General features: G+C 67.9%; 22 protein-coding genes and 1 pseudogene. 13 read left to right on the forward strand and 10 right to left on the reverse strand.

Annotation, left to right across the window (positions count from 1 at the left end):
• Positions 1 to 13: 13 nt before the first annotated feature.
• Positions 14 to 1033 (forward strand): beta-ketoacyl-ACP synthase III, encoded by a 1020-nt coding sequence (locus CJ179_RS27760; RefSeq protein ID WP_072947504.1) that lies wholly within the window; start codon positions 14 to 16, stop codon positions 1031 to 1033.
• A gap of 34 nt (positions 1034 to 1067) precedes the next feature.
• A complete protein-coding gene (locus tag CJ179_RS27765) occupies positions 1068 to 1691 on the forward strand; it encodes a DUF3060 domain-containing protein (RefSeq protein ID WP_095863477.1) in 624 nt (207 codons plus the stop codon).
• Here the strand turns inward: CJ179_RS27765 and CJ179_RS27770 are convergent, their stop codons facing one another.
• The 3 genes from CJ179_RS27770 to CJ179_RS27780 form a co-directional block, all read right to left on the reverse strand.
• Positions 1692 to 2453: an HNH endonuclease family protein gene (locus CJ179_RS27770; RefSeq protein WP_095863478.1), complete on the reverse strand. Its 762-nt coding sequence runs from the start codon at positions 2451 to 2453 to the stop codon at positions 1692 to 1694.
• A gap of 74 nt (positions 2454 to 2527) precedes the next feature.
• Positions 2528 to 3688 carry an alkaline phosphatase family protein gene (locus CJ179_RS27775; RefSeq protein WP_072947501.1) on the reverse strand — a complete coding sequence of 387 codons (1161 nt, stop codon included), beginning with the start codon at positions 3686 to 3688 and terminating at the stop codon, positions 2528 to 2530.
• A gap of 46 nt (positions 3689 to 3734) precedes the next feature.
• Entirely contained in the window at positions 3735 to 5081 is a 1347-nt protein-coding gene (locus tag CJ179_RS27780) for a cytochrome P450 (protein WP_095863635.1), read from the reverse strand.
• 87 nt (positions 5082 to 5168) lie between these two features.
• Between CJ179_RS27780 and CJ179_RS27785 the strand changes: the two genes are divergently transcribed.
• Positions 5169 to 5786, forward strand: coding sequence for a TetR/AcrR family transcriptional regulator (locus tag CJ179_RS27785; protein WP_072947499.1), 618 nt, complete (start codon positions 5169 to 5171; stop codon positions 5784 to 5786).
• Between the two features lie 49 nt (positions 5787 to 5835).
• Positions 5836 to 6765, forward strand: coding sequence for an alpha/beta fold hydrolase (locus CJ179_RS27790; RefSeq protein WP_072947498.1), 930 nt, complete (start codon positions 5836 to 5838; stop codon positions 6763 to 6765).
• A 33-nt stretch (positions 6766 to 6798) separates the two neighbouring features.
• Here CJ179_RS27790 and CJ179_RS27795 read toward each other — a convergent pair whose 3' ends face one another.
• Positions 6799 to 7572: a VOC family protein gene (locus CJ179_RS27795; protein WP_072947497.1), complete on the reverse strand. Its 774-nt coding sequence runs from the start codon at positions 7570 to 7572 to the stop codon at positions 6799 to 6801.
• A 117-nt stretch (positions 7573 to 7689) separates the two neighbouring features.
• Here CJ179_RS27795 and CJ179_RS27800 point away from each other — a divergent pair, with 117 nt between their 5' ends.
• Positions 7690 to 8976: an alpha-hydroxy-acid oxidizing protein gene (locus tag CJ179_RS27800; protein ID WP_072947496.1), complete on the forward strand. Its 1287-nt coding sequence runs from the start codon at positions 7690 to 7692 to the stop codon at positions 8974 to 8976.
• Positions 8977 to 8979: 3 nt separating this feature from the next.
• Here CJ179_RS27800 and CJ179_RS27805 read toward each other — a convergent pair whose 3' ends face one another.
• Positions 8980 to 9276 (reverse strand): response regulator transcription factor, encoded by a 297-nt coding sequence (locus tag CJ179_RS27805; RefSeq protein WP_072947495.1) that lies wholly within the window; start codon positions 9274 to 9276, stop codon positions 8980 to 8982.
• A gap of 108 nt (positions 9277 to 9384) precedes the next feature.
• Positions 9385 to 10479, reverse strand: a complete 1095-nt coding sequence (locus CJ179_RS27810) for a DUF1524 domain-containing protein (protein ID WP_095863480.1) — start codon at positions 10477 to 10479, stop codon at positions 9385 to 9387.
• A gap of 175 nt (positions 10480 to 10654) precedes the next feature.
• Here CJ179_RS27810 and CJ179_RS27815 point away from each other — a divergent pair, with 175 nt between their 5' ends.
• The 3 genes from CJ179_RS27815 (at position 10655) to CJ179_RS27825 (ending at position 12707) form a co-directional block, all read left to right on the forward strand.
• Positions 10655 to 11644: an alpha/beta hydrolase family protein gene (locus CJ179_RS27815; protein ID WP_095863481.1), complete on the forward strand. Its 990-nt coding sequence runs from the start codon at positions 10655 to 10657 to the stop codon at positions 11642 to 11644.
• A complete protein-coding gene (arfB, locus tag CJ179_RS27820; protein WP_072947492.1) occupies positions 11641 to 12102 on the forward strand; it encodes an alternative ribosome rescue aminoacyl-tRNA hydrolase ArfB in 462 nt (153 codons plus the stop codon). The genes CJ179_RS27815 and arfB overlap by 4 nt, the downstream gene beginning before the upstream one ends.
• Positions 12103 to 12227: 125 nt before the next feature.
• Entirely contained in the window at positions 12228 to 12707 is a 480-nt protein-coding gene (locus CJ179_RS27825) for a sigma factor-like helix-turn-helix DNA-binding protein (RefSeq protein ID WP_095863482.1), read from the forward strand.
• 5 nt (positions 12708 to 12712) lie between these two features.
• On the opposite strand, the gene CJ179_RS27830 is transcribed toward CJ179_RS27825, so the two are convergent.
• From CJ179_RS27830 to CJ179_RS52855, 3 genes are read right to left on the reverse strand one after another with little or no spacing between them, the layout of a single operon-like run.
• Complete coding sequence (locus CJ179_RS27830; protein WP_072947490.1) at positions 12713 to 13063, reverse strand: VOC family protein; 351 nt, start codon at positions 13061 to 13063, stop codon at positions 12713 to 12715.
• Between the two features lie 41 nt (positions 13064 to 13104).
• Complete coding sequence (locus CJ179_RS52850) at positions 13105 to 13311, reverse strand: hypothetical protein (RefSeq protein ID WP_257015786.1); 207 nt, start codon at positions 13309 to 13311, stop codon at positions 13105 to 13107.
• 2 nt (positions 13312 to 13313) lie between these two features.
• A complete protein-coding gene (locus tag CJ179_RS52855) occupies positions 13314 to 13667 on the reverse strand; it encodes an SRPBCC domain-containing protein (RefSeq protein ID WP_257015787.1) in 354 nt (117 codons plus the stop codon).
• Between the two features lie 213 nt (positions 13668 to 13880).
• On the opposite strand from CJ179_RS52855, the gene CJ179_RS27845 reads away from it, so the two are divergent.
• The 3 genes and pseudogenes from CJ179_RS27845 (at position 13881) to CJ179_RS27855 (ending at position 15893) form a co-directional block, all read left to right on the forward strand.
• Complete coding sequence (locus CJ179_RS27845; RefSeq protein ID WP_095863483.1) at positions 13881 to 14300, forward strand: recombinase family protein; 420 nt, start codon at positions 13881 to 13883, stop codon at positions 14298 to 14300.
• Positions 14260 to 14466 (forward strand): hypothetical protein, encoded by a 207-nt coding sequence (locus CJ179_RS27850; protein WP_244163883.1) that lies wholly within the window; start codon positions 14260 to 14262, stop codon positions 14464 to 14466. Before CJ179_RS27845 ends, CJ179_RS27850 begins: the two co-directional genes overlap by 41 nt.
• A 3-nt stretch (positions 14467 to 14469) precedes the next feature.
• Positions 14470 to 15893 (forward strand): annotated as a pseudogene (locus tag CJ179_RS27855) (zinc ribbon domain-containing protein).
• 32 nt (positions 15894 to 15925) lie between these two features.
• Here the strand turns inward: CJ179_RS27855 and CJ179_RS27860 are convergent.
• Positions 15926 to 16543 (reverse strand): TetR/AcrR family transcriptional regulator, encoded by a 618-nt coding sequence (locus CJ179_RS27860; RefSeq protein WP_095863636.1) that lies wholly within the window; start codon positions 16541 to 16543, stop codon positions 15926 to 15928.
• A 154-nt stretch (positions 16544 to 16697) separates the two neighbouring features.
• Here CJ179_RS27860 and CJ179_RS27865 point away from each other — a divergent pair, with 154 nt between their 5' ends.
• Both CJ179_RS27865 and CJ179_RS27870 read left to right on the forward strand, forming a co-directional pair.
• Positions 16698 to 17594: a diiron oxygenase gene (locus tag CJ179_RS27865; protein WP_095863484.1), complete on the forward strand. Its 897-nt coding sequence runs from the start codon at positions 16698 to 16700 to the stop codon at positions 17592 to 17594.
• Positions 17591 to 19402 carry a DUF4873 domain-containing protein gene (locus CJ179_RS27870; RefSeq protein ID WP_095863637.1) on the forward strand — a complete coding sequence of 604 codons (1812 nt, stop codon included), beginning with the start codon at positions 17591 to 17593 and terminating at the stop codon, positions 19400 to 19402. The genes CJ179_RS27865 and CJ179_RS27870 overlap by 4 nt, the downstream gene beginning before the upstream one ends.
• Positions 19403 to 19425: the final 23 nt, after the last annotated feature.

Here is a 19425-nt window from a genome sequence, read left to right on the forward strand (position 1 = left end):
AGGAGATCGATCGATGGGAAAGCAGATTGCCACCGTGGCTGGAGGTCGGCAGTCCGCCCTTCTCGGGCTCGGCGTGTACCGGCCCGAACGGGTCGTCACCAACGACGAGATCTGTGAACTGATCGACTCGAACGACGAGTGGATCCAGTCGCGCTCGGGCATCCGCAACCGGCGGTTCGCGGCGGAGGACGAGAACGTCGTCACGATGTCCATCGAGGCGGGGCGCAAGGCGATCGAGGCGAGCGGGATCGACCCCGAGCAGATCGGGTGCGTCATCGTCGCCACGTCGACGTACCTGCTGCTGACACCGCCTGCTGCCGCGCTGGTGGCCGACGCCCTCGGCACCAACGGGCCGGGAGCGTTCGACCTGGGCGGTGGATGTGCGGGCTTCTGCACGGCGCTGACCGTGGCGTCCGACCTGGTTCGCGGCGGATCCGTCGACTACGCCCTCGTGGTGGGTGTCGAGAAGATGAGCATCACCACCGACCCGACCGACCGCTCGACGCGCTTCATCTTCGGTGACGGCGCCGGGGCCGTGGTCGTCGGCAAGAGCGACGTCGCAGGCATCGGACCGGTGGAGTGGGGTTCGGACGGCTCCCAGGCCGACGCGATCGTGCAGGACCTGGATTGGTACGAATACATCACGACCCCGGGTGCGACGCGTCCGTACATCAAGATGGCGGGTACCGCCGTGTTCCGCTGGGCCGCCTTCGAGATGGGCAAGGTCGCGCTGCGGGCGGTCGAGAAGGCCGGCATGTCGGTCGACGATCTCGACGCGTTCGTCCCGCACCAGGCCAACTCGCGGATCACCGAGGTGATCGCGCGCAGCATGAAGCTTCCCGAGGGCGTGCCCGTGTCCGACGACATCGCCGAGAGCGGCAACACGTCGGCGGCATCGGTGCCGCTCGCCATGGAGGAGATGCTGCAGTCCGGCGCCACCAAGCCCGGCGACACCGCCCTGCTGCTCGCCTTCGGCGCCGGGCTGTCCTACGCGGCCCAGGTCGTGACGATGCCGGTACTCGCGAAGAACTGACCCGGTCCCGTCGGGGGCAGGAAAGCAGGGATCGATGGGTGTCACCCGGCAGTCGGTCGCCGTCGCGGTGCTGATGTCCTCCGCCGTGGCCCTCGCGGGCTGCGGCGGCGGGAGCACCGGTGGGGCCGGCACCTCGACGGTGTCCGGCTCTGCGGTGGAACTGAACTCGGGCGGTGACTGCGCGGGCCGCGACGTGATCGTCAACCGGGACGGTGCCGGGGTCGTCCTCGAGGGCGAGTGCGGCACCGTCACCATCGAGGCCAACGGTGTCTCGGCGACCGTCGCCACGTCGAACGCGGTCGTCGTGCGCGGTCAGGACACCAGCGTCGTCGGCGGGCAGACCGGAACGCTCACCATCTCGGGGCGCAGCAACAGTTCCACCATCGACGTCGTCGAATCGATCGAACTGCAGGGCAACGCCGTGACCGTGCTCGGCAAGCAGGCGGAGCGGATCTCGGTCACCGGAAGCGGGAACTCCCTGAACGTCGACGACGCCGGTGCGATGACGGTGAGTGGCAACGACAACTTCGTGCGCGCGGTGTCCCTCGACTCCCTCGAAGTGACCGGTTCCAACAACTCCGTCGACTGGGACTCCGGTGCGACCGCCCCGGCGGTCGACACCGGCTCCGAGAACCGGCTCACCCCGCCCGGAGCGTGATCACCGCGCGCCGCACCCGGTGAGCACCGCGGCCATCGCATCGCGTTCGGGCGGCGTCACCCAGAGTCGGTACGCCACTTTCACTTCCACCTGCCGTGCCACGTAGGTGCAGCGGTACGCCGCCAGCGGGGGCAGCCACGTCGACGCGTCGGCATCGCTCTTGCGCTGATTGGTGGGTCCGTCCACGGCCTGCAGATTGCGGGGATCGTTCGCGAGGTCGGCCCGCGTCTGCGCGTCGAGGAGCTGAGCGCCCTTCTGCCACGCGTCCGACAGCGCCACCACGTGATCGATCTGCACGGCGTCCGACGTCTTCGTGCCGCGGGTGAACGCAATGATGTTGCCCGTGTAGAGATCCCGCAACGTACCCGCCTGCACCACGCAGTCGCGGGTGCGGTCCCGCGACGTGATGTCGACGAGGTCGCGGCGCAGGATGTCGTTGCGGGTGTCGCAGCCGTTGCGTCCGAGCGCGACCGACACGTTGTCGGTCCAGCTGGGGCCGAACAGCTCCCGGTCGTACCCCGTCTTCGGTGCCCTGCCCTTCACGTCGAGGGTTGACAGCTGGGTGAAGGCCGCCTGGATCTGTTGTGCGTCAGTGGCTTCCGCCGGTGCGGCCGGTCCGGTTCCGGAGGCGAGGGTGTCGTCGGGATCCGGTGAGAGCATCGTGACGAGCACGACGACGAGCAGGCCGGCGAGGATCCAGGGCCACTTGGTTCTGATGGTCGTGATGATGGAGCCGGTGTTCGGTACCGCAGAGCGGGGCATGAATCTCTCCTGAAATCAACGCTGTTCGTCATTTCTATCAGGAGTGACCCGGCAAACCGGTGAACGACCCGGGTTTACGTGGCGGCGCCCAGCAGCAGCGGAATCAGCAACTCGTCGTCGGTGAGCGCGCCGTGCTGCCCGGGCAGGGCGGACAGCCGCGACTCCGCCTTGCGCCGGACCACCGCGACACCGCCCTGCGCGATGGCGACGACGTCTCCGATGCGGCCCTGCACTTCGGACCGCACGGCGGGACCGAACAGTCCCGCGGTGACGGCCTCGTCTCTGGTGCCGATCCACATGCGGTGTCCCAGTTCGCCCCTCCACCGGGCGGCGACGTCGTGCGCGGCTCCGGCTCGCGCGTGGACGTGCCTGCACCGCGGTTCGCCTGCGAGCGCCACCACGCCGTCGGAGAGCGCGGGTGTGTCGTCGAAGTCGATTTTGTCGGCGTCGTCGACGGTGACCATGCCGTGGTCGGCGGTGACGTGGAGGGCGGCGCCCGGTTGCGCGATCGCGAGTTCCGCAGCGAGTCTCTCGACGAGCCGGTCGACGAGGTCGAGTTGGTGCAGCCACGGTGCGGATCCCGGACCGTAGATGTGCCCGAGGGTGTCGATTTCGCTGAGATAGCAGTAGGTGAGCGTCCGTTCGCCGGATCGGGCCGCGGTGACGACGTGTGCGATCAGGTCACCGTACGCGTGTATTCCGGCGAACTTCCCGCCGCGGAGGACGGCACGGGTGAGCCCGGACCCGTCGAACTTCGCCGGAACCACGGTGGTGCACGCGATACCGGCTGCCGCGGCACGCTCGAACACGGTCGGTGCGGGCTGCAGGACCTCGGGGACCAGCCGGGTGAGTTCGTCGCCCTTGTGGCCTGCGCGCCACGACAACCAGTTGATCGTGCCGCGGACCTCACGAACGTATGACTGGTAGCCCGTGATGCCGTGACCGCCGGACGGCAGTCCCGTGCCGAACGACGCGATGCTGGTGGCGGTCGTGGTGGGGAACCCCGCCCGGATCGGCCGTCCGGTCAGGCTGTCGAGAAACGGGGCGCGCTCGCGGTGACGACGCAGCAGGCTCCAGCCGAGGCCGTCGATCAGTATCACGACGGTGTGCCTGCTGTCCGGTAGGTGCAGCCGGTTCGGCTCGCCGGCGACACCCAGCGAAGCGAGGACGGACGGCATGAGGTTGGACAGCGTGGGCTGTGAATACACGTCGAGCGGGGGCGCCGTAACGGTCATGACTCCCACTATGGTGGATCGGCCGAGGCTGCACTACGGAGTCGGCTCAGTACAGGTCCACCGGCTGGCCGTCGGAGGGGAACGGCAGCGAGGTGTAGTTGAGCGGGGCGACGTAGCCGGGGCTCACCTGCCAGTCGAATCGCTGCAGCAGGTGGTGCATGACCGTCTTGATCTCGGCGCCCGCGAAGTGCATCCCCAGGCATTTGTGCACGCCGCCGCCGAACGGCTCCCACGCGAACCGGTGGACCTTGTCCTCGCGGCGTTCGGGTGCGAACCGCTCGGGGTCGAACCTCTCCGGGTCGGGCCAGTACTCAGGCATGTGGTGGGTGAAGTGCACGACCACCGACATGTACGTGCCCTTCGGGATGTAGTGGCCGAGCACCTCGGTGTCCCGGACCGCTCGCCGCGCGACCACCGGGACCGGTGGAACGAGGCGCATGCATTCCTTCATGACGAGGTCGAGGTCGGTCAGTTCTTCGAGTTCGGCGTAGCCGGGGGTGGACGTGCCGAGCGCCGCGGACTGCCGCCTGCAGCGTTCCAGCCATTCGGGATGCTGGCCGAGGTACTGCATCATCGTCGACAGCGTGATGGTGGACGTGTCGTGCGCCGCCATCAGCAGGAAGATCATGTGGTTGATGACGTCGTCGTCGCTGAACCGTTGTCCGTCTTCGGATTCGATGTGGCACAGGGCGGAGAACAGATCTTCGCCCGCACCTGCGCGACGGGCCGGCAGGTACCGGCGGAAGAACTCCTCGAGTCGGCGGCGTCCGTCGATGCCACGCTTCCACCGCGTTCCGGGCAGCGGGTACCGCACCACCGACGTGGCGGCCTGCACGCAGTCGATGAAGGCCTTGTTGACCTCGGCCATCTCCCGTGGCGTCGACCCCTCGGCGCCGCCCATGAAGATGCTCGTGGCGAGATCGAGCGTCAGTTCCTTCAGCGCTGGGTACACGGCGAAACCCGGGGTGGGCCGCCAGGTGTCGAGCCCGTTCGCGACGGCCGGATGCAGTGCCTCGGTGTAGCGCGACAGTCGGTCCCGGGTGAAGGCCTGCTGCATGATTCGCCGGTGGACGAGGTGTTCGTCGCCGTCGAGGAGCATGAGCCCCCGGTGGAAGAATGGTCCGATCAGCACGCTCCACCCGTCGCTGTTGACGAAGGCGCGGTCCTTGTTCTGCAGCACGGTCTGGCAGCCGTCGGGGCCGAGCACGGTGACCCATCTCTTGCCGGCCATGCTCAGCCAGGACACGGGGCCGTAGCGGTCCCAGCGGCTCTGGAGCAGTCCCATCGGGTCGCGGAAGTACTCCAGGGAGTGTCCGATGACGGGGAATCCGGCATTCCCCGAGATGGGACTGAGCGTGCTTTCCTGCGGCGGAGCAGCGAGAACTTTGGGCACGGGCACTCCCTCATCGGGTATGTGACAGGACGCCATGTCAGATGTCTGTAGTGTGCGTCACACCAGGTGGTCTGTCAACATCGAGTCATGAGCCAGCCGGCGCGGCAGTACCGCGGGAGAAGTTCGGAGGAGCGCGCGGCCGAACGTCGTGCGCGACTTCTCGAAGCGGGGCTGCAGGTCTTCGGGACCGTCGGCGGCGACAAGGCGACCATGACCGCCATCTGCGCCGAGGCGAAACTGACGGAACGCTATTTCTACGAGAGCTTCCGCGGCCGGGACGACCTGCTGGTGCAGGTGATCGAGGGGATCGCCGCGGAGATCGGCGAGGCTGCGAGGGTCACGCTCCGGACCGTGACGGGCGACCCGGAGGTGCGGGTGCGGGCGGCGATCGCGGCGTTCGTCGACATCCTGACGGCCGACCCGCGGAAGGGGCGGGTGTCGATCATCGAATCGGCGGGCGCCGAACCGCTGCGGACGCGAAGACGTGAACTGCTGCGGGCGTTCGCGCTGCTGGTGGCGGAGCAGGCGAGGGAACTCTACGGCGACCGGGCGTGGTCGTCGCCGCAGGACGAGATCACCGCGCTGCTGTTCGTGGGCGGGCTCGCCGAACTCATGACGGCGTGGCTGAACGGTGAGATCGAGGTGTCTCCCGAGCAGATCGTCGACGCCGCGACCTACCAGTTCACGTCCACCGCACACCGCTGAGCGGGTCCCGGCCGGAAACGTGACGACCGTCACGTGCGAAGCTGTGGGCATGGTGGATATCGCACGCCCGCAGTTGGAGGGCACGGTCGCGGTAGGCGAGGGGCGTCGGCTCGGCTTCGCGGAGTTCGGTTCGGCACAGGGCAGGGCGGTGTTCTGGTTGCACGGCACACCCGGCGCGCGGCGTCAGGTGCCGATGGAGGCCCGGGCGTTCGCCGAACGCGAGCACGTCCGGCTGATCGGGATCGACCGGCCGGGGGTCGGGTCGTCGACCCCGCACCGCTACGGCGCGGTGATCGACTTCGCGGAGGACCTGCGCACGGTCGCCGACACGCTCGGCATTGACCAGATGGCCGTGATCGGCCTGTCCGGCGGCGGTCCCTACACACTCGCCGCGGCGTACGCGATGCCCGACCGCGTGGTCGCGACCGGCATCCTCGGGGGTGTCGCGCCGACGAAGGGTCCCGACGCGATCCGCAGCGGGTTGATGGATCTCGCGGTGCTGGCCGCACCGGTGCTGTCGGCGGGCGGCGTCCCGGTCGGGCTGGCGGCGAGTTCGGTCATCAGGCTGGCGAGGCCGTTCGCGTCGCCGATCATCGACCTGTACGGGCGGATGTCCCCGGAAGGCGATCGCCGTCTCCTCGCGCGGCCGGAGTTCAAGGCGATGTTCCTCGACGATCTGCTCAACGGCGGCAGCAAACAACTCAGTGCCCCGTTCGCCGACCTCGTCCTGTTCGCGCGGGACTGGGGATTCCGGGTGAACGCGGTGAAGACCCCGGTGCGGTGGTGGCACGGCGACTGCGACCACATCATCCCGCTCCGGCACGGGCAGCACATGGTGTCGCTGCTGCCCGACGCCGAGTTCCACACGATGCACGGGGAAAGCCATCTCGGCGGCCTGGGCATGTCGGAGGAAATTCTCCGCTCGCTCCTCGACATCTGGGACGCCAAGGAGGCGCAGGCGCCGTTCGGCCCGGTGTGACGGTGGCGCGGCCCGCGCGCCACCGTCTCGAGGTCAGGACTGCAGGGTGGTGATCTGGAAGGTGGCGCCGAGGGGGTCGGCGACGGAGGCGAGCCGCCCGAACGGGGTGTCCTCCGGTTCGCGCCGGACGCTGCCGCCGAGTTCGGTCACCTTCGCGACCGCCGCATCGGTGTCGCCGACACCGATGTAGAACTGCCAGAACGAGGGGACGCCGTCGGGCAGGAACGAGTCGGCGTCCATGATGCCTGCCACGGTGCGGTCGCCGATGTTGGCCTGGGAGTACCGGAATTCGTCTGTGTCGCCGAGGGTCTGATACGTCCAGCCGAACACGTCCGCGTAGAAGGGGAGCGCGGCTGCGTAGTTGCGCGACAGCGTTTCGTGCCAGACCGGCGCGCCGGGTTCGTCGACGAGGCCGAAGCCGGTGTGCTGGTCGGCCTGCCACACGCCGATGACGGCGCCGGCGGGATCGCCGAGGATGGCGATCGTGCCCTGGTCGCCCACGGCCATCGCGGGCATCATCACCTGGCCGCCCGCCTCGGCGGCCGTCGCCGCGGTGGCCGCGGCGTCCTCGGACGCGAGGTACGTGGTCCACACGTTGCCGTACGGGTTGCCCTGCTGTTGGGGGCCAAGGCCCGCAATGGGTTTGCCGTTCATGCTGAAGATCGAGTAGCCGCCGTACTGCGGATCCTCGCTGGTGTCGGACCTCCACCCGAACAGTCCGGTGTAGAACGGAATGACCTGTTGCGGGTCGGAACTGGTGAGATCGATCCAGCAGGGAGCGCCGGTGAGGGACGGACGGTCGGGCATCGCGGTCTCCTAGGACGTCAGGGGGTTCGAGGCAGCGCACGGTGTGGTGCCGGTCACAAACCTACGCGTGCGCGCGACCCGGCGCCGGTTCGCGATGTGCTGTGGAAGACTCGGCGCATGTCTGTGAGCGAGAACCAGGACAGCCCGGGCCGGGCCCGCCAGAATCTGATCTACCGCGACGGCGTCCTCGGCCGCACCCCCTCCGTTCCCACCGACTTCGACACCCTCGAGCGGCGCGCGCGGCGGAAGATGAGCGCGAAGGGCTGGGCGTACGTTCACGGCGGCGCCGGGCTGGGCCGCACGATGCAGGCCAACCGCGACGCGTTCGACAAGTGGCAGATCGTTCCCCGGGTGCTGCGCGACGTCTCGAAGCGCGACATCGGAGTCGAACTGTTCGGGCGCCGCATTCCGGCGCCGGTGCTGCTCGCTCCGGTCGGCGCCGCCGAACTGGCCAGGCCGGAGGCCGATGTCGCCATCGCCGCTGCCGCCGCCGAACTGGGTGTGCCGTACATCTTCTCCAACCAGGGCTGCGCCCCGATGGAGGAGAGCGCGGCGGCGATGGGCGACGCGCCCCGATGGTTCCAGCTGTACTGGAGCACCGACGACGACCTCGTCGACAGCCTGCTGCAGCGGGCGGCGAACATCCGGGCGGACGCCGTCGTCGTCACCCTCGACACGACGATGCTCGGCTGGCGGCCGGAAGACCTCAACCTCGGTTCGCTGCCGTTCGCGCAGGGGCAGGGCATCGCGCAGTACACGTCCGATCCGGTATTCCGCCGGATCGTGCACGACCGGATCAAGGCGGCGGCGAAGAAGCCGGACGTCGAGGTGACGCTCGGCGCCATCCGGTCGCTGGTGTCGATGACCCGGCGCTTCCCGGGCCGCTTCCTCGACAACCTGCGGTCGCCGGAACCGCGGGCCGCTGTGGAGACGTTCCTCGACATCTACTCCCGGCCGTCGCTGAGCTGGGCCGACATCGAGACCCTCCGCAGTCGGACATCGCTGCCGATCCTCCTCAAGGGCGTGCTCCACCCGGACGACGCCCGGCGTGCGCTCGATGCCGGGGTGGACGGGATCGTCGTGTCGAATCACGGTGGGCGGCAGGTGGACGGCAGCGTGTCGTCGCTGGACGCTCTCGTGGACATCGCGCCCGTCGTCGACGGCAGGCTGACGCTGCTCCTCGACAGCGGAATCCGCACCGGAGCAGACGTCTTCAAGGCGCTCGCGCTCGGTGCCGACGCCGTGACACTCGGCAGGCCCCACCTGTACGGCCTGGCCCTCGCGGGTCAGGCCGGTGCGCGCGACGCCACCGCCAACGTGATCGCCGAGTTCGACCTCACGATGGGTCTCAGTGGTCTGACGTCGGTGGCCGAGATCGACCGGGACGCCCTGCGCAGGGCGTAGGCCTCAGAGTTCGGCGATGGTGATGATGCCGTCCTGCAGGGCCCGCACCAGCAGTGTCGTCTTGGTGGACGCGTCACGCCCCACGAGTGCGTACTTCTCGCGGATGCGGGTCAGGTGGGTGTTGACCGTGCCGAGAGCGATGTGGAGGTCGGCGGCGACGGCGAGCTTGGAGTCGCCGCGCAGCCAGTGGCGGAGAACCTCGATCTCGCGCGCCGACAACGCCGGCTTCTCCAAGACGCGGGCGACTGGCGGTTCGTCCGTATGTGGGGGGTGCCCGAGTGCGTCGGGTGCAGTGGTCATGCCGGTCTCATCTTTCTGACATGTACAGAAATGACTACAGGTACCCGACGTCCCTGCAGGCAGTTCAGGTTAACTGGTGGTGGCGGTGCGTGTCTCGGCAGGCCCGGTTCAGCTCTCACAGCCGACACCGTCGCCGTCGCGGTCCAGGTGTGTGCCGTAGCCTAGTTCGCCGCGGTGAACCGGTGCGGCACCGGCGGCCTTGGCCGCCGAACAGTTCTTGTAATAGACGTCGCTCGGCCCCGCCGTGTCCACGAACGGGGCGGGTGCGGGCGCCGGGGCGGGAGCGGGAACGGGGGCCGGTGCAGGCACCACGGCCGGGACCGGGTCGGTGGTCGGGGCGGGCGCCGCGGCGGGCGTCGCCGCCCCGCAGTCCTGGAGGACCCGGGCGATCGCATCGTGCTCGGCCTGCGTCACCCACAGCCCGTACGCGGCCTTCACCGCCACCTGATCCGCCACGTACGTGCACCGGTAGCTCTTGTTCGGGGGCAGCCAGGTTGCGGCGTCGCCGTCCGACTTCTGCTGGTTGGCCGGGCCGTCCACGGCCTTCAGGTTCCGCGGATCGTTCGCGAAGTTCACCCGGGTCGCGGTGTCGAGTTGCTGCGCGCCCTTCTGCCAGGCGTCGGACAGCGCGACGACGTGATCGATCTGGACGGCGCTCGACGTGCCCTCTCCGCGGACGAAGGAAATGGTGGTGCCGGTGTAGGGGTCGTGCAGGGTTCCGGTCTGCACCGCGCAGTCGCGGGTGCCCGGTTTGAACACGATCTGGACGAGGTCGCGCCCGAGGATGTCGTTGCGGGTGTCGCACCCGTTGTGGCCGCCCTCGACCGTGACGTCGTCGGTCCACGCCTGGCCGAACAGATCCCGGTCGTACCCGGTCTTCGGTGCGCGGCCCTTGATCTCGAGGCCGGCGAGCTGCTGCAGCGCGGCGGTCGCGTCGGCGCCGCCGACCACCGCGGGTGCGACCGGTGAGAGTGCCAGCGCAGACGAAACCGGCACCGGTGTCGAAGAGCTCGACGTGGCAGCCGCTACCGTCGAAGCGGTGGCCGCGGGGGTCGCGGACGCGGATACCGCTGTGGCCTGGGCCGATTGGTCGTCCTGTCCGGGGCTGCTGCACGCGACCGCGGCGACGGCTACGACGATCCCGCCGGTAATCCAGGGCCACTTCTTGCGAGCGGCAGATGATGTGGGCAGGGGAGACGTCATGCCGGTCCTTCAATGAACGTGGGGGGTCGGATGTTCATCGCACGGAAGGTCTCTTCCGTTACTCGGCACATCGCGGGAACTGTTAGCATGCCCCGGGACCGGAATTCGTGCGGGTGGAGGGCGGTATACGGTCGTGACACGACATGTCTTACGGGGGAAATTTCGCACAGCGGCCGTGACGGCCGTGACCGTGATGTCCCTCTGTCTCGGCGGCACTGTAGCGGCCGCCGATCCGGTCGTCGACACCGGTCGGGCGCTCGGTTCCGTGGCGGCGCCGAACGGTTCGAAGCTCGACCACGTCACCGTGATCGATCCGAGACATTTGACGCTGCACGTCTTCTCGGCGTCGATGCAACGCGTCGTGCCGGTGTACGTGCAGCGGCCCGCCGATACGAGCGCGCCGCGGCCGACGCTGTACTTCCTCGACGGCCAGATCCGCCGGGAGAAGACCGATGTCGAAAAGTTTCTGGCCGATCAGAACGTGAACGTCGTCAGCCCGTCCGGCGGCGAGAACGCGTATTGGACGGACTGGAAGAGCCCCGACCCGGTCATGGGGGTGAACAAGTGGAAGACCTTTATGACTCAGGAACTTCCGCCGGTCGTCGACGCGGCCCTCGGAACCAACGGAGTCAACGCGCTTGCCGGCATGTCCCGGGTCGGCACCGCGGCACTGCAGTTGGCGATCGCCGCCCCCGGCCTGTTCCGTGGCGTCGCCGCCTACAGCGGTTGCGCTCTGACCAGTGATCCGCTCGGTCAGCTGCTCATCAAGATCACCATGGACAACTACGGTTACGGCAACCCGGCCAACATGTACGGCGAGCCGGACGATCCGGCGTGGTCGGCGAACGACCCGTTCGTGCATGCCGCCGAACTGCGCGGCACGGAACTGTTCCTCTCCAACGGCAACGGTCTACCGGGGCGCTACGAGACCCTCGACGGCCCCGGTATCGAGGGGAACGTCGGGGTGCTCGCGCGGCAGATCTACGCGGGTGGTCCGATCGAAGCGGTGACCAACTACTGCACGCATCGATTCACGGATCGCCTGGAAGAACTGGAAATACCTGCAACCACGAGTTTCCGTAACTCGGGGACACACTCGTGGGGATACTGGCAGGACGACCTCCACGATTCCTGGCCGGTGCTGGCTCGGGCGCTGGGAGTGTGAGCGAAGTTCCTCCGGTGTTTCCCGGCGGCGAGGTCACCGACGACCTGGAGATCACCCGTTCGCTCGTCGTCCCGGCCGCCGAGTTGCAGTGGCGGTTCTCCCGCGCCGGTGGTCCCGGCGGCCAGGGAGTGAACACCACGGACTCGCGGGTGGAACTCCGGGTGAACCTGTGGACGTTGTCGACCCTGTCTCCCGCCCAGCTCGAACGCATGCAGGTTCAGCTGGGCCACAGGCTCGTTGACGGTGTGGTCAGCGTGACGGCGTCCGAAACCCGTTCGCAACTGCGCAATCGGCGCGCGGCACGGGCCCGGATGGCGGCGCTGCTGCGCGCGGCCGTCCTGGCCGAGACGCGGACCCGGCGTCCGACCAAGGCGACCAAGGGTTCACACCGGCGAAGACTCGACGCCAAGAAGCAACGCGGCCAGACCAAGAACTTGCGCAGGAAGCCGGACATGTAGGTGGTTTCACGCACCGGGAAATGGGGAACTTCCCGGATGTGTTGCCCCCTCGTGTGTCGGAAGATGAGTACGGAAGCGCCGTCACGGATGACCGGAGACGGCGAGGTCGGGGGATCGAGGGCAGCATGAGTGTGCTTGACGAGGAATTACATTCGGCGGCGTCAGCCGCCGCGGCGGGGGATCGCGAGGCCGTGCAGCGGATGACGGCGACGCTGTGGCCGCAGGTGGTGCGGTATTGCCGTACCCGCGTGGGGAATTCCACGCAGGTCACGCGGCCCGCGGACGAGGTGGCGCAGCAGGCGCTGCTCGCGGTGGCGCGGCAGCTTCCGTCCCTCGCCCGCAGTGACCATCCGGTCCGTGAGGTGTACCGCGTCGTGAGCCGGACCGTCGCGGACGCGCAGGGCAGTTCCGGAAGCCCCGACCTCCCGGCGGAAGTGGCCCGATTACTGCACGGACTCGACCCCACCGCGCGGGAGATCGTGCTGCTGCGGGTCATCGACGGACTGTCCGCGCACGACACCGCGGGCGTCCTCGGCCTCCCGGTGGGCCGGGTTCTGGTCGTGCAGCACGAGGCGCTGCGAGCCCTGCGGGCGAAGGTGGCCTGATCGCGTCAGGGCCGGCCGGAGAGTACGCAGAACTCGTTGCCCTCCGGATCGGCGAGCACCACCCAACTCTGCTCGCCCTGACCGACATCCGCGTGCCGGGCGCCGAGTGCGAGTAGCCGTTCGACCTCGGTCTGCTGATCGTCGGGCCGGAAGTCGAGGTGGAGCCGGTTCGGAATCTTTTTGCGGTCCGGAACGGCGACGAACAGGATCTCCGGGTGGCTGTCGGCCCGGGGCCGGATGTGGACGTCGCCGTCGGCGTCGGTCACGGCGCCCCAGCCCAGGGCCTCGGCCCACCAGCGTCCGAGGGCTGTCGGATCGACGGCGTTGACCACCACGGCTTCCCATTGCAGGCCCATGAGTCAACGGTACCGGGGAGCGGCGGACGGCCGTCGCCGATTCACGGCAGCGTCGGATCGATCGGTTCGACGCCGAGGCGTTCGGAGTACTGCTCGTTGAGTGCGCGCCAGCCGTAGTTCATCGCGTCGGCGCCGACGATCGGTCCGATCGGGTTGCCGTCGAGCAGGGCCTCGGCGACGTCCAGGCACATGTGCCACCCGGCGGCCGTCATCGCCGCGGTGCGCTGGTCGTCGAGCGTGTGGCGCAAAGTCAGTCGCGTTCCCTCGCCGGTTCCTCGATCGTCCACAGCAGAACGTCGTCACCCCAGGCGTGTTCGAGAACGTGCGGCGCCTCGGCCCGTGTCACGGTGCCGTCGAGTTCGATGCGGTCCGGCCCGTCGACCATGGTCAGGGTGGCGGGACCGACCGTGCCGAGGTCCCGGTCCGCGGTGTACGGCGCCCACTGCGGCAGTTCGCCGGGGTCGGTGAGTGCTGTCCACAGAGCGGCAGGCGAGTGCGTGAACTCGCGGACGAAGGTCAATGCCCATCGGGTGCCGTCAGGTCGTGCTTCGGCGTGCCGGAGTGGGCCGGGGCGATAGTCGCGTCGTGCGTCCGACTCGGTCATGACGAGGTCTCCTTCGAATCGAGGTGCCGCTCGAGGGCGTCGAGGTGGTGTGTCCACAGCCGGCGGTAGGGCTGCAACCACTGTTCGAACTCGTCGAACGGTTCGCGGTGCAGGCTCTCAACTGTTACCGCAATCCCTAAAACTTCCTAGTCCTTCCTGTCACTATTGGATCATGCGCATCGGCGAGGCGGCGAGGCGGCGGCATACCTGAACATGTCGGTGGTGGGGGTCCGGAAGGCCGCGTCGGACGGCCGGTTTCCGTCTCGGCGTACAAGTTCCGATCAGCGAGTATTCGATCGGGAGGATCTCGACATCTACCTGGGTCGACCTACACCGGAGAGCGTTCGGGCCGACAGGGCGGAAGCATTGTATGGCCGGGTGTCCGGCTCTACCGGTCAGGAATCCTCGCTTGCCAATCAAGAGAAGGTGCTTCGTGAGAGTGCCACCGGCACCGTGTACAGGGCCTACAAGGATCGTGGTTCCGGTCTGCGGGAGAACCGAGCGGGACTGAATCGGATGCTCGACGACACAGCCAAGGGCCGGTTCACGGTGGTGCGAGTGGTGTGGCGAGATCGGTTGGCGCGATTCTCCGGTGGCATGGATCGAACGTTACCTGTCGGTGGTCGGCGTTAAGGTCGAGGTCCTGCGTGAACATGGGGACAAGGCGCTGGTAGAGGAGCTGATGGACGACTTCATGGCATTGCTCGCCTCGTTTTCCGGCCGCTACTACCAATTGCGGTCGAAGCGGAATCAACGTCGACTTCGTCGGCGATGCGGCAGCACGGTTGGAGAGGACTAACTGATGGCCAACGCCGGATACACTGCGCTGCGGCAGTTCTCGTTCACCACCCGCCCCTACCTGGCGGTCGATGACATCACCGGTGAGCCGATCGGGCTCGACGACGTCGACACCCGGGTGGGGTGGTTGCTCGACCTGATCTCGGGCGCCGAAGCGCAGATGCTGGCGCGGCTGTGGCAACCGGCCACCTTCGATGTCCTGGCCGCCGGCGTGGACCGCCAGGGCCGCAAGCTCCCGATACAGGGTCATGTCGCTGCTGCGCGTCTGGGCTGGACCCCGCATTACCCGGACGGGGTCTACGTCCCGTCGCGTGTCACGCGGGTGGTGACCGCACAAGCGGTGGCGACGCTGCGGACCCTGGCATACCGAGACACCGCCATCGCGTCGCTGTCGGCCCGGTTCGACCCGGCCACCAGCCGCCTCGCCGCACCCACCACTGCGGCGGAGTACCTCCCGGCCGGATTCGTCCGAGGCGTGGTGCGGCAGCTCACCGCGCGCGCCCGCCGCGAGGGCGGGGCACTCGCCGGCCGGTTGCGGATCACCGACATGCAAGCACCACCGAAGACCTCGGCGATGGCTCGGCTGTCCGCAGCGGATCGACAACTCGCACACCTCACCGTCACAGACACCGTCATGACGTTGACGGTGAAACTCCCCACCACCGTCGCCCCGACGGGACGCGCGCAGCGAAGATCGCCGTCCTTGATGCCCACCGCGAGGCGGTGGGCATCAAGCGGGGGAAGATCAACCGGGAAATGGCGTTTCACTTCAGCTCCCAGGTTACCGACTTCGCTGCCGCGGCGGGCGCGACGGTGATCGCGGTGGAAGACCTCACCACCCTCGAAACCCGCGGGCACGGGCGCGTCAACAACAATCGGGCCGCGCAATCGGCCCGCCGCCAAGCCGTCGACGCCCTCACGCACACCACCGCCGGTGTCGGTGCGGTGGTGGTGTCCGTACCGGCACGCGGATCCTCCGCGCAGTGTCCGGGCTGCAACGAACCACTCTCTCGCCCCGGCGGATACCACACCGCATGGTGTTCGGGGTGCAAAATTGGCGGAAACCGTGACCATGTGGCCGCCGTGAACCTGGCCAAACGAGCATTGCTGGGACGCGGAAAAGCCGTTCGGAAGCGCGGCCGGAATCCGCAGATCCGGGTGGTCGAGCATGCGCCGGTGCGCCGATGCCGCGACAAAATGTGTCCCACTCCGAGCCGGCCGCGGCATCGCCGTGTCCGTCACAGTGCTCCCGCCGCGACACCACCGGTGGGGGTGAACCAGACAAAGACTGTTCCTGCGCCACAAGCGTCGGTGTGGGACACGGTACAACCCGTAACACCGCAGGGTACGGGTAGCCGTGAAGTACATACATCTCCCACGCCAGCCACGTCAGTGGTAGGAAGCATGAGATCTATGCAGACGCTGTAGATGCGCTGCTGGCCCCTACGCGTATATACGCGTCAAGGAATATGCACGTCCGGTTGCGGGATGAACGCGATCGACAGCAGGGACCGGACGAACCCGCGCAATGCCTGCTCGTCGGATGTGTCCACGATTCCCTCCGTGATGACGAGGGAACCGATGATCCGGAACGCCCACTCGGAGATGGCGGCGGGACTCACCCCCGACAGTTGCTCGGGCGTGAACAGGCGCTCGAAGTGGGGGGTCAGCAGTTGCGCCCCGAGTTCGATCATCGGCTTCGCCTTCACCGTGAACCAGGGGAGCACCACCTCGGGGTCGTCGCGCAATCCCTTCTGCAGCAACCGGTGTCCGCGGGCGTACTGGACGGCGAACACGACGGCGTCGACGAATCGCACCTGGAGTTGGCTCTGCCGTCCCCGCAGTATGGGGTCGAGGACGACGAAGAAACGGGAGATTTCCCGCTGGAAGAGGGCCTCGAGGATGGCGGACTGGTCGCCGACGTGTTTGTAGAGCGTGGGCCGCGACAGTCCCGCTCGCTCGGCGATGACCGCATGAAGTCGGGTGCTGTACCCGAGTTCGATCAGGCACTGTTCGGCCGCGTCGAGGATCTTTTCCCGGAGTTCGCTCGGGGTCGGTGTCGTCGGCCGCGTCCTCACGGCCTGATTGTGCTGGTCGGGTGGGGTGGGTGCAAACCGGAAGTGCAAATGTGAACTCGAGTTACAGACAACCATTGACCTGGGTCACACCCGGGTTTACGTTTTACCTATAAACGGCAACGAGAGGGAATCGCTCTCGACGAAGGGATCAGCGATGTCTCAGCGTTCACACACGATCGACCGGGAGGAAGTCGCCGGCAGACTCCTCGCGGGTTCCGTCAAACGCTCGTACGCTCCCGTCGTCGACATCGACTGGGACGCGCCGCTCGAGGACGGCAAGTACTTCCTGCCGCCGCAGGTCCTGTCCCTGTGGGGAACGGAGATGTGGGACGCGATGAGCGAGGCGCAGCGCATCGAACTGTCCCGGCAGGAATCGGCGAACATCCTCAGCGTCGGAATCTGGTTCGAGAACATCCTCAACCAGGCCCTGCTGCGCGCGCTGCTGCACAACGATCCGAGTTCGCTGCACACCCGGTACATGCTCACCGAGATGGGCGACGAGTGCAGGCACATGACGATGTTCGGCCGCGCCATCGAGCAGATGGGCGCCAAGCCCTTCCAGCTCCGGTGGTACCAGGCCGTCGTGGTCAACGTGCTGCCCAGGACATTTCGCGGAACCATGCTCTGGGTGGCCGCGCTGATCGGCGAGGAGATCTTCGACGCCACGCAGCGGCGCGTCCTCGAAGACCCGCAGTTGCAGCCGATGATCTCCCGGCTGATGCGGATCCACGTCACCGAGGAGTCCCGGCACATCCGCTTCGCGCGCGAGGGGGTGCGTCGCCGTGTCGCGGAAGGCCACCGGATCGACCGGCTGTGGGTCGGCACGCTGCAGGGGATCGGCGGCCCGCTGTTCCAGCGGCTGTTCACCAACCCGGTCATGTACGAGCGGGCCGGACTCGATCCGAAACAGGCGCGCCGACAGGCGCTGGCAAATCCGAACTTTCGCGAGAATCAACGCCGCGGGTTCGAATCGCTGGCAGCGTTCCTCGAGGAGAACGGCCTCATGCGAGCGACCTCCCGCGCGCTGTGGCGGCGCGGGGGATTCCTGTGACCGACAAATTCGCCGAGCCGGACGTCCTCGTCGTCGGTACCGGATTCGCCGGATTGTGCATGGCGATCAAGCTGAAGGAGGCGGGGCAGGAAAACTTCGTCGTCCTCGAGAAGGCCGATCGCGTGGGCGGAACGTGGCGGGAGAACACGTATCCGGGGTGCGGCTGTGACGTGATGTCGCTGATGTACTCGTTCTCCTTCGCGCCCAACCGGAAATGGACCCGGATGTACGCGCGGCAGCCCGAGATTCTCGACTACATCGAGCGCGTGGTCCGCGACTACGACCTGGCGCCCCACCTCCGGTTCGGTGCCGAGGTGATCGCCTACGACTTCGACGAGACCACGGACCGGTGGCGGGTCGAGACCCGCTCGGGTTCCGTGTTCCACCCGCGGATCGTCGTCGCGGGCCCGGGGCCGCTGCACAAACCCAGCGTTCCCGCGTTCTCCGGACGAGAGTCGTTTCGGGGAAAAGCATTCCATTCCGCCGAATGGGATCACTCGGTCGACCTGACGGGTAAGCGGGTCGCGGTCGTCGGCACGGGAGCCAGTGCCGTGCAGTTCGTGCCCGAGGTCGCGAAGACGGCCGCACACGTCGACGTCTTCCAGCGGACGCCGCACTGGATCCTGCCGAAGCTGGACCGCCCGATCACCGCCGGCGAGAAGGCAGTGTTCAAGGCTGTTCCCGGCGCGCAGAAGACCTACCGCCACGCGATCTACTGGAGCCACGAATCGCTGATCGCCGGGTTCCTGCACCCACGACTGATGACGGTGCTGGAATCGGCCGCCCGGGGACTGTTGCGGAGGCAGGTGCACGACCCCGCCCTGCGTGCCGCCCTGACCCCCGGTTACACGATCGGATGCAAGCGAATCCTGGTGTCCAGCAACTTCTACCCGGCCCTGCAACGGGATAACGTCGACCTCGTCACGTCGGGCATCTCGGAGGTCACCGAGCGCGGGATCCGCACCGAGGACGGGCGCATGCACGACGCAGACGTCATCGTCTACGGCACGGGATTCGCGGTCGGCGACCGATTCGAGAACGAGCACATCGTCGGTCGTCGCGGGCTCACGATCCAGCGGGCCTGGCGCGACGGCATGGAGGCGTACCTCGGTGTCGCGGTGACGGGGTTCCCGAACTTCTTCCTCATGATGGGGCCGAACTCCGGAGGCGGCAATCAGTCGATCGTCTTCGTCATCGAGGCCCAGGCGCACTACATCACCCGCTGCCTGGCGCTGATGCAGAAACGGGACGCAACGCGGATCGAGGTGCGGGCAGGCGCGCAGCGTGAATTCAACCGGGTGATCCACCGCAAACTCGAGGGCTCGGTGTGGAATTCGGGTGGTTGCGACAGCTGGTACCTCGATTCCGCCGGCCACAATCGGGCGGCGTGGCCGGGCTCGAGCGCATCGTACTGGCGGCGCCTGCGTACCCCCGACGACCGGCACTTCGAGCTGAGTTCACTCACCGAACGCGAGGACGACACCGAGTACCGGGGGCCGGGCGTGCTCACGTCCGGCGACCTGACCGTGGCCGTCGAGGTCTTCCTGAACGGTCACCTCGAACCGCTGGACGGTCTGTACCACTGGTACGGCCGCGTCGTCGGCGACGGCGTCGACGCGGCGAAGCAGCGCAACCGCACCCCGCTGTTCCTCACCATCGGCGACGGTCGCGAGGCACCTGCCGCCCTCGCCGAGCGCGACCCGTGGGGCCACTTCCGGATCGCCGGAGTCGGGACGCCGCCATTCTCGCTGGCACCGGTCGACGTCGAGGTTCCCGTCTCCGCGGCCAAACTCGCGTCGGCGGAATAGTCTGGAAGCGAATCGGACTCGAG

The sequence above is a fragment of the Rhodococcus sp. ACS1 genome (assembly GCF_002300155.1).
In the GTDB taxonomy this organism is placed as follows: domain Bacteria; phylum Actinomycetota; class Actinomycetes; order Mycobacteriales; family Mycobacteriaceae; genus Rhodococcus_F; species Rhodococcus_F koreensis.

What these genes read in the sequence shown, in the direction of transcription:
- CJ179_RS27760 (WP_072947504.1), top strand. Translation starts at nt 14, where the DNA reads ATGGGAAAGCAGATTGCCACCGTGGCTGGAGGTCGGCAGTCCGCCCTT.
- CJ179_RS27765 (WP_095863477.1), top strand. Translation starts at nt 1,068, where the DNA reads ATGGGTGTCACCCGGCAGTCGGTCGCCGTCGCGGTGCTGATGTCCTCC.
- CJ179_RS27770 (WP_095863478.1), bottom strand. Translation starts at nt 2,453, where the DNA reads ATGCCCCGCTCTGCGGTACCGAACACCGGCTCCATCATCACGACCATC.
- CJ179_RS27775 (WP_072947501.1), bottom strand. Translation starts at nt 3,688, where the DNA reads ATGACCGTTACGGCGCCCCCGCTCGACGTGTATTCACAGCCCACGCTG.
- CJ179_RS27785 (WP_072947499.1), top strand. Translation starts at nt 5,169, where the DNA reads ATGAGCCAGCCGGCGCGGCAGTACCGCGGGAGAAGTTCGGAGGAGCGC.
- CJ179_RS27790 (WP_072947498.1), top strand. Translation starts at nt 5,836, where the DNA reads ATGGTGGATATCGCACGCCCGCAGTTGGAGGGCACGGTCGCGGTAGGC.
- CJ179_RS27795 (WP_072947497.1), bottom strand. Translation starts at nt 7,572, where the DNA reads ATGCCCGACCGTCCGTCCCTCACCGGCGCTCCCTGCTGGATCGATCTC.
- CJ179_RS27800 (WP_072947496.1), top strand. Translation starts at nt 7,690, where the DNA reads ATGTCTGTGAGCGAGAACCAGGACAGCCCGGGCCGGGCCCGCCAGAAT.
- CJ179_RS27805 (WP_072947495.1), bottom strand. Translation starts at nt 9,276, where the DNA reads ATGACCACTGCACCCGACGCACTCGGGCACCCCCCACATACGGACGAA.
- CJ179_RS27810 (WP_095863480.1), bottom strand. Translation starts at nt 10,479, where the DNA reads ATGACGTCTCCCCTGCCCACATCATCTGCCGCTCGCAAGAAGTGGCCC.
- CJ179_RS27825 (WP_095863482.1), top strand. Translation starts at nt 12,228, where the DNA reads ATGAGTGTGCTTGACGAGGAATTACATTCGGCGGCGTCAGCCGCCGCG.
- CJ179_RS27830 (WP_072947490.1), bottom strand. Translation starts at nt 13,063, where the DNA reads ATGGGCCTGCAATGGGAAGCCGTGGTGGTCAACGCCGTCGATCCGACA.
- CJ179_RS52855 (WP_257015787.1), bottom strand. Translation starts at nt 13,667, where the DNA reads ATGACCGAGTCGGACGCACGACGCGACTATCGCCCCGGCCCACTCCGG.
- CJ179_RS27845 (WP_095863483.1), top strand. Translation starts at nt 13,881, where the DNA reads ATGTCGGTGGTGGGGGTCCGGAAGGCCGCGTCGGACGGCCGGTTTCCG.
- CJ179_RS27865 (WP_095863484.1), top strand. Translation starts at nt 16,698, where the DNA reads ATGTCTCAGCGTTCACACACGATCGACCGGGAGGAAGTCGCCGGCAGA.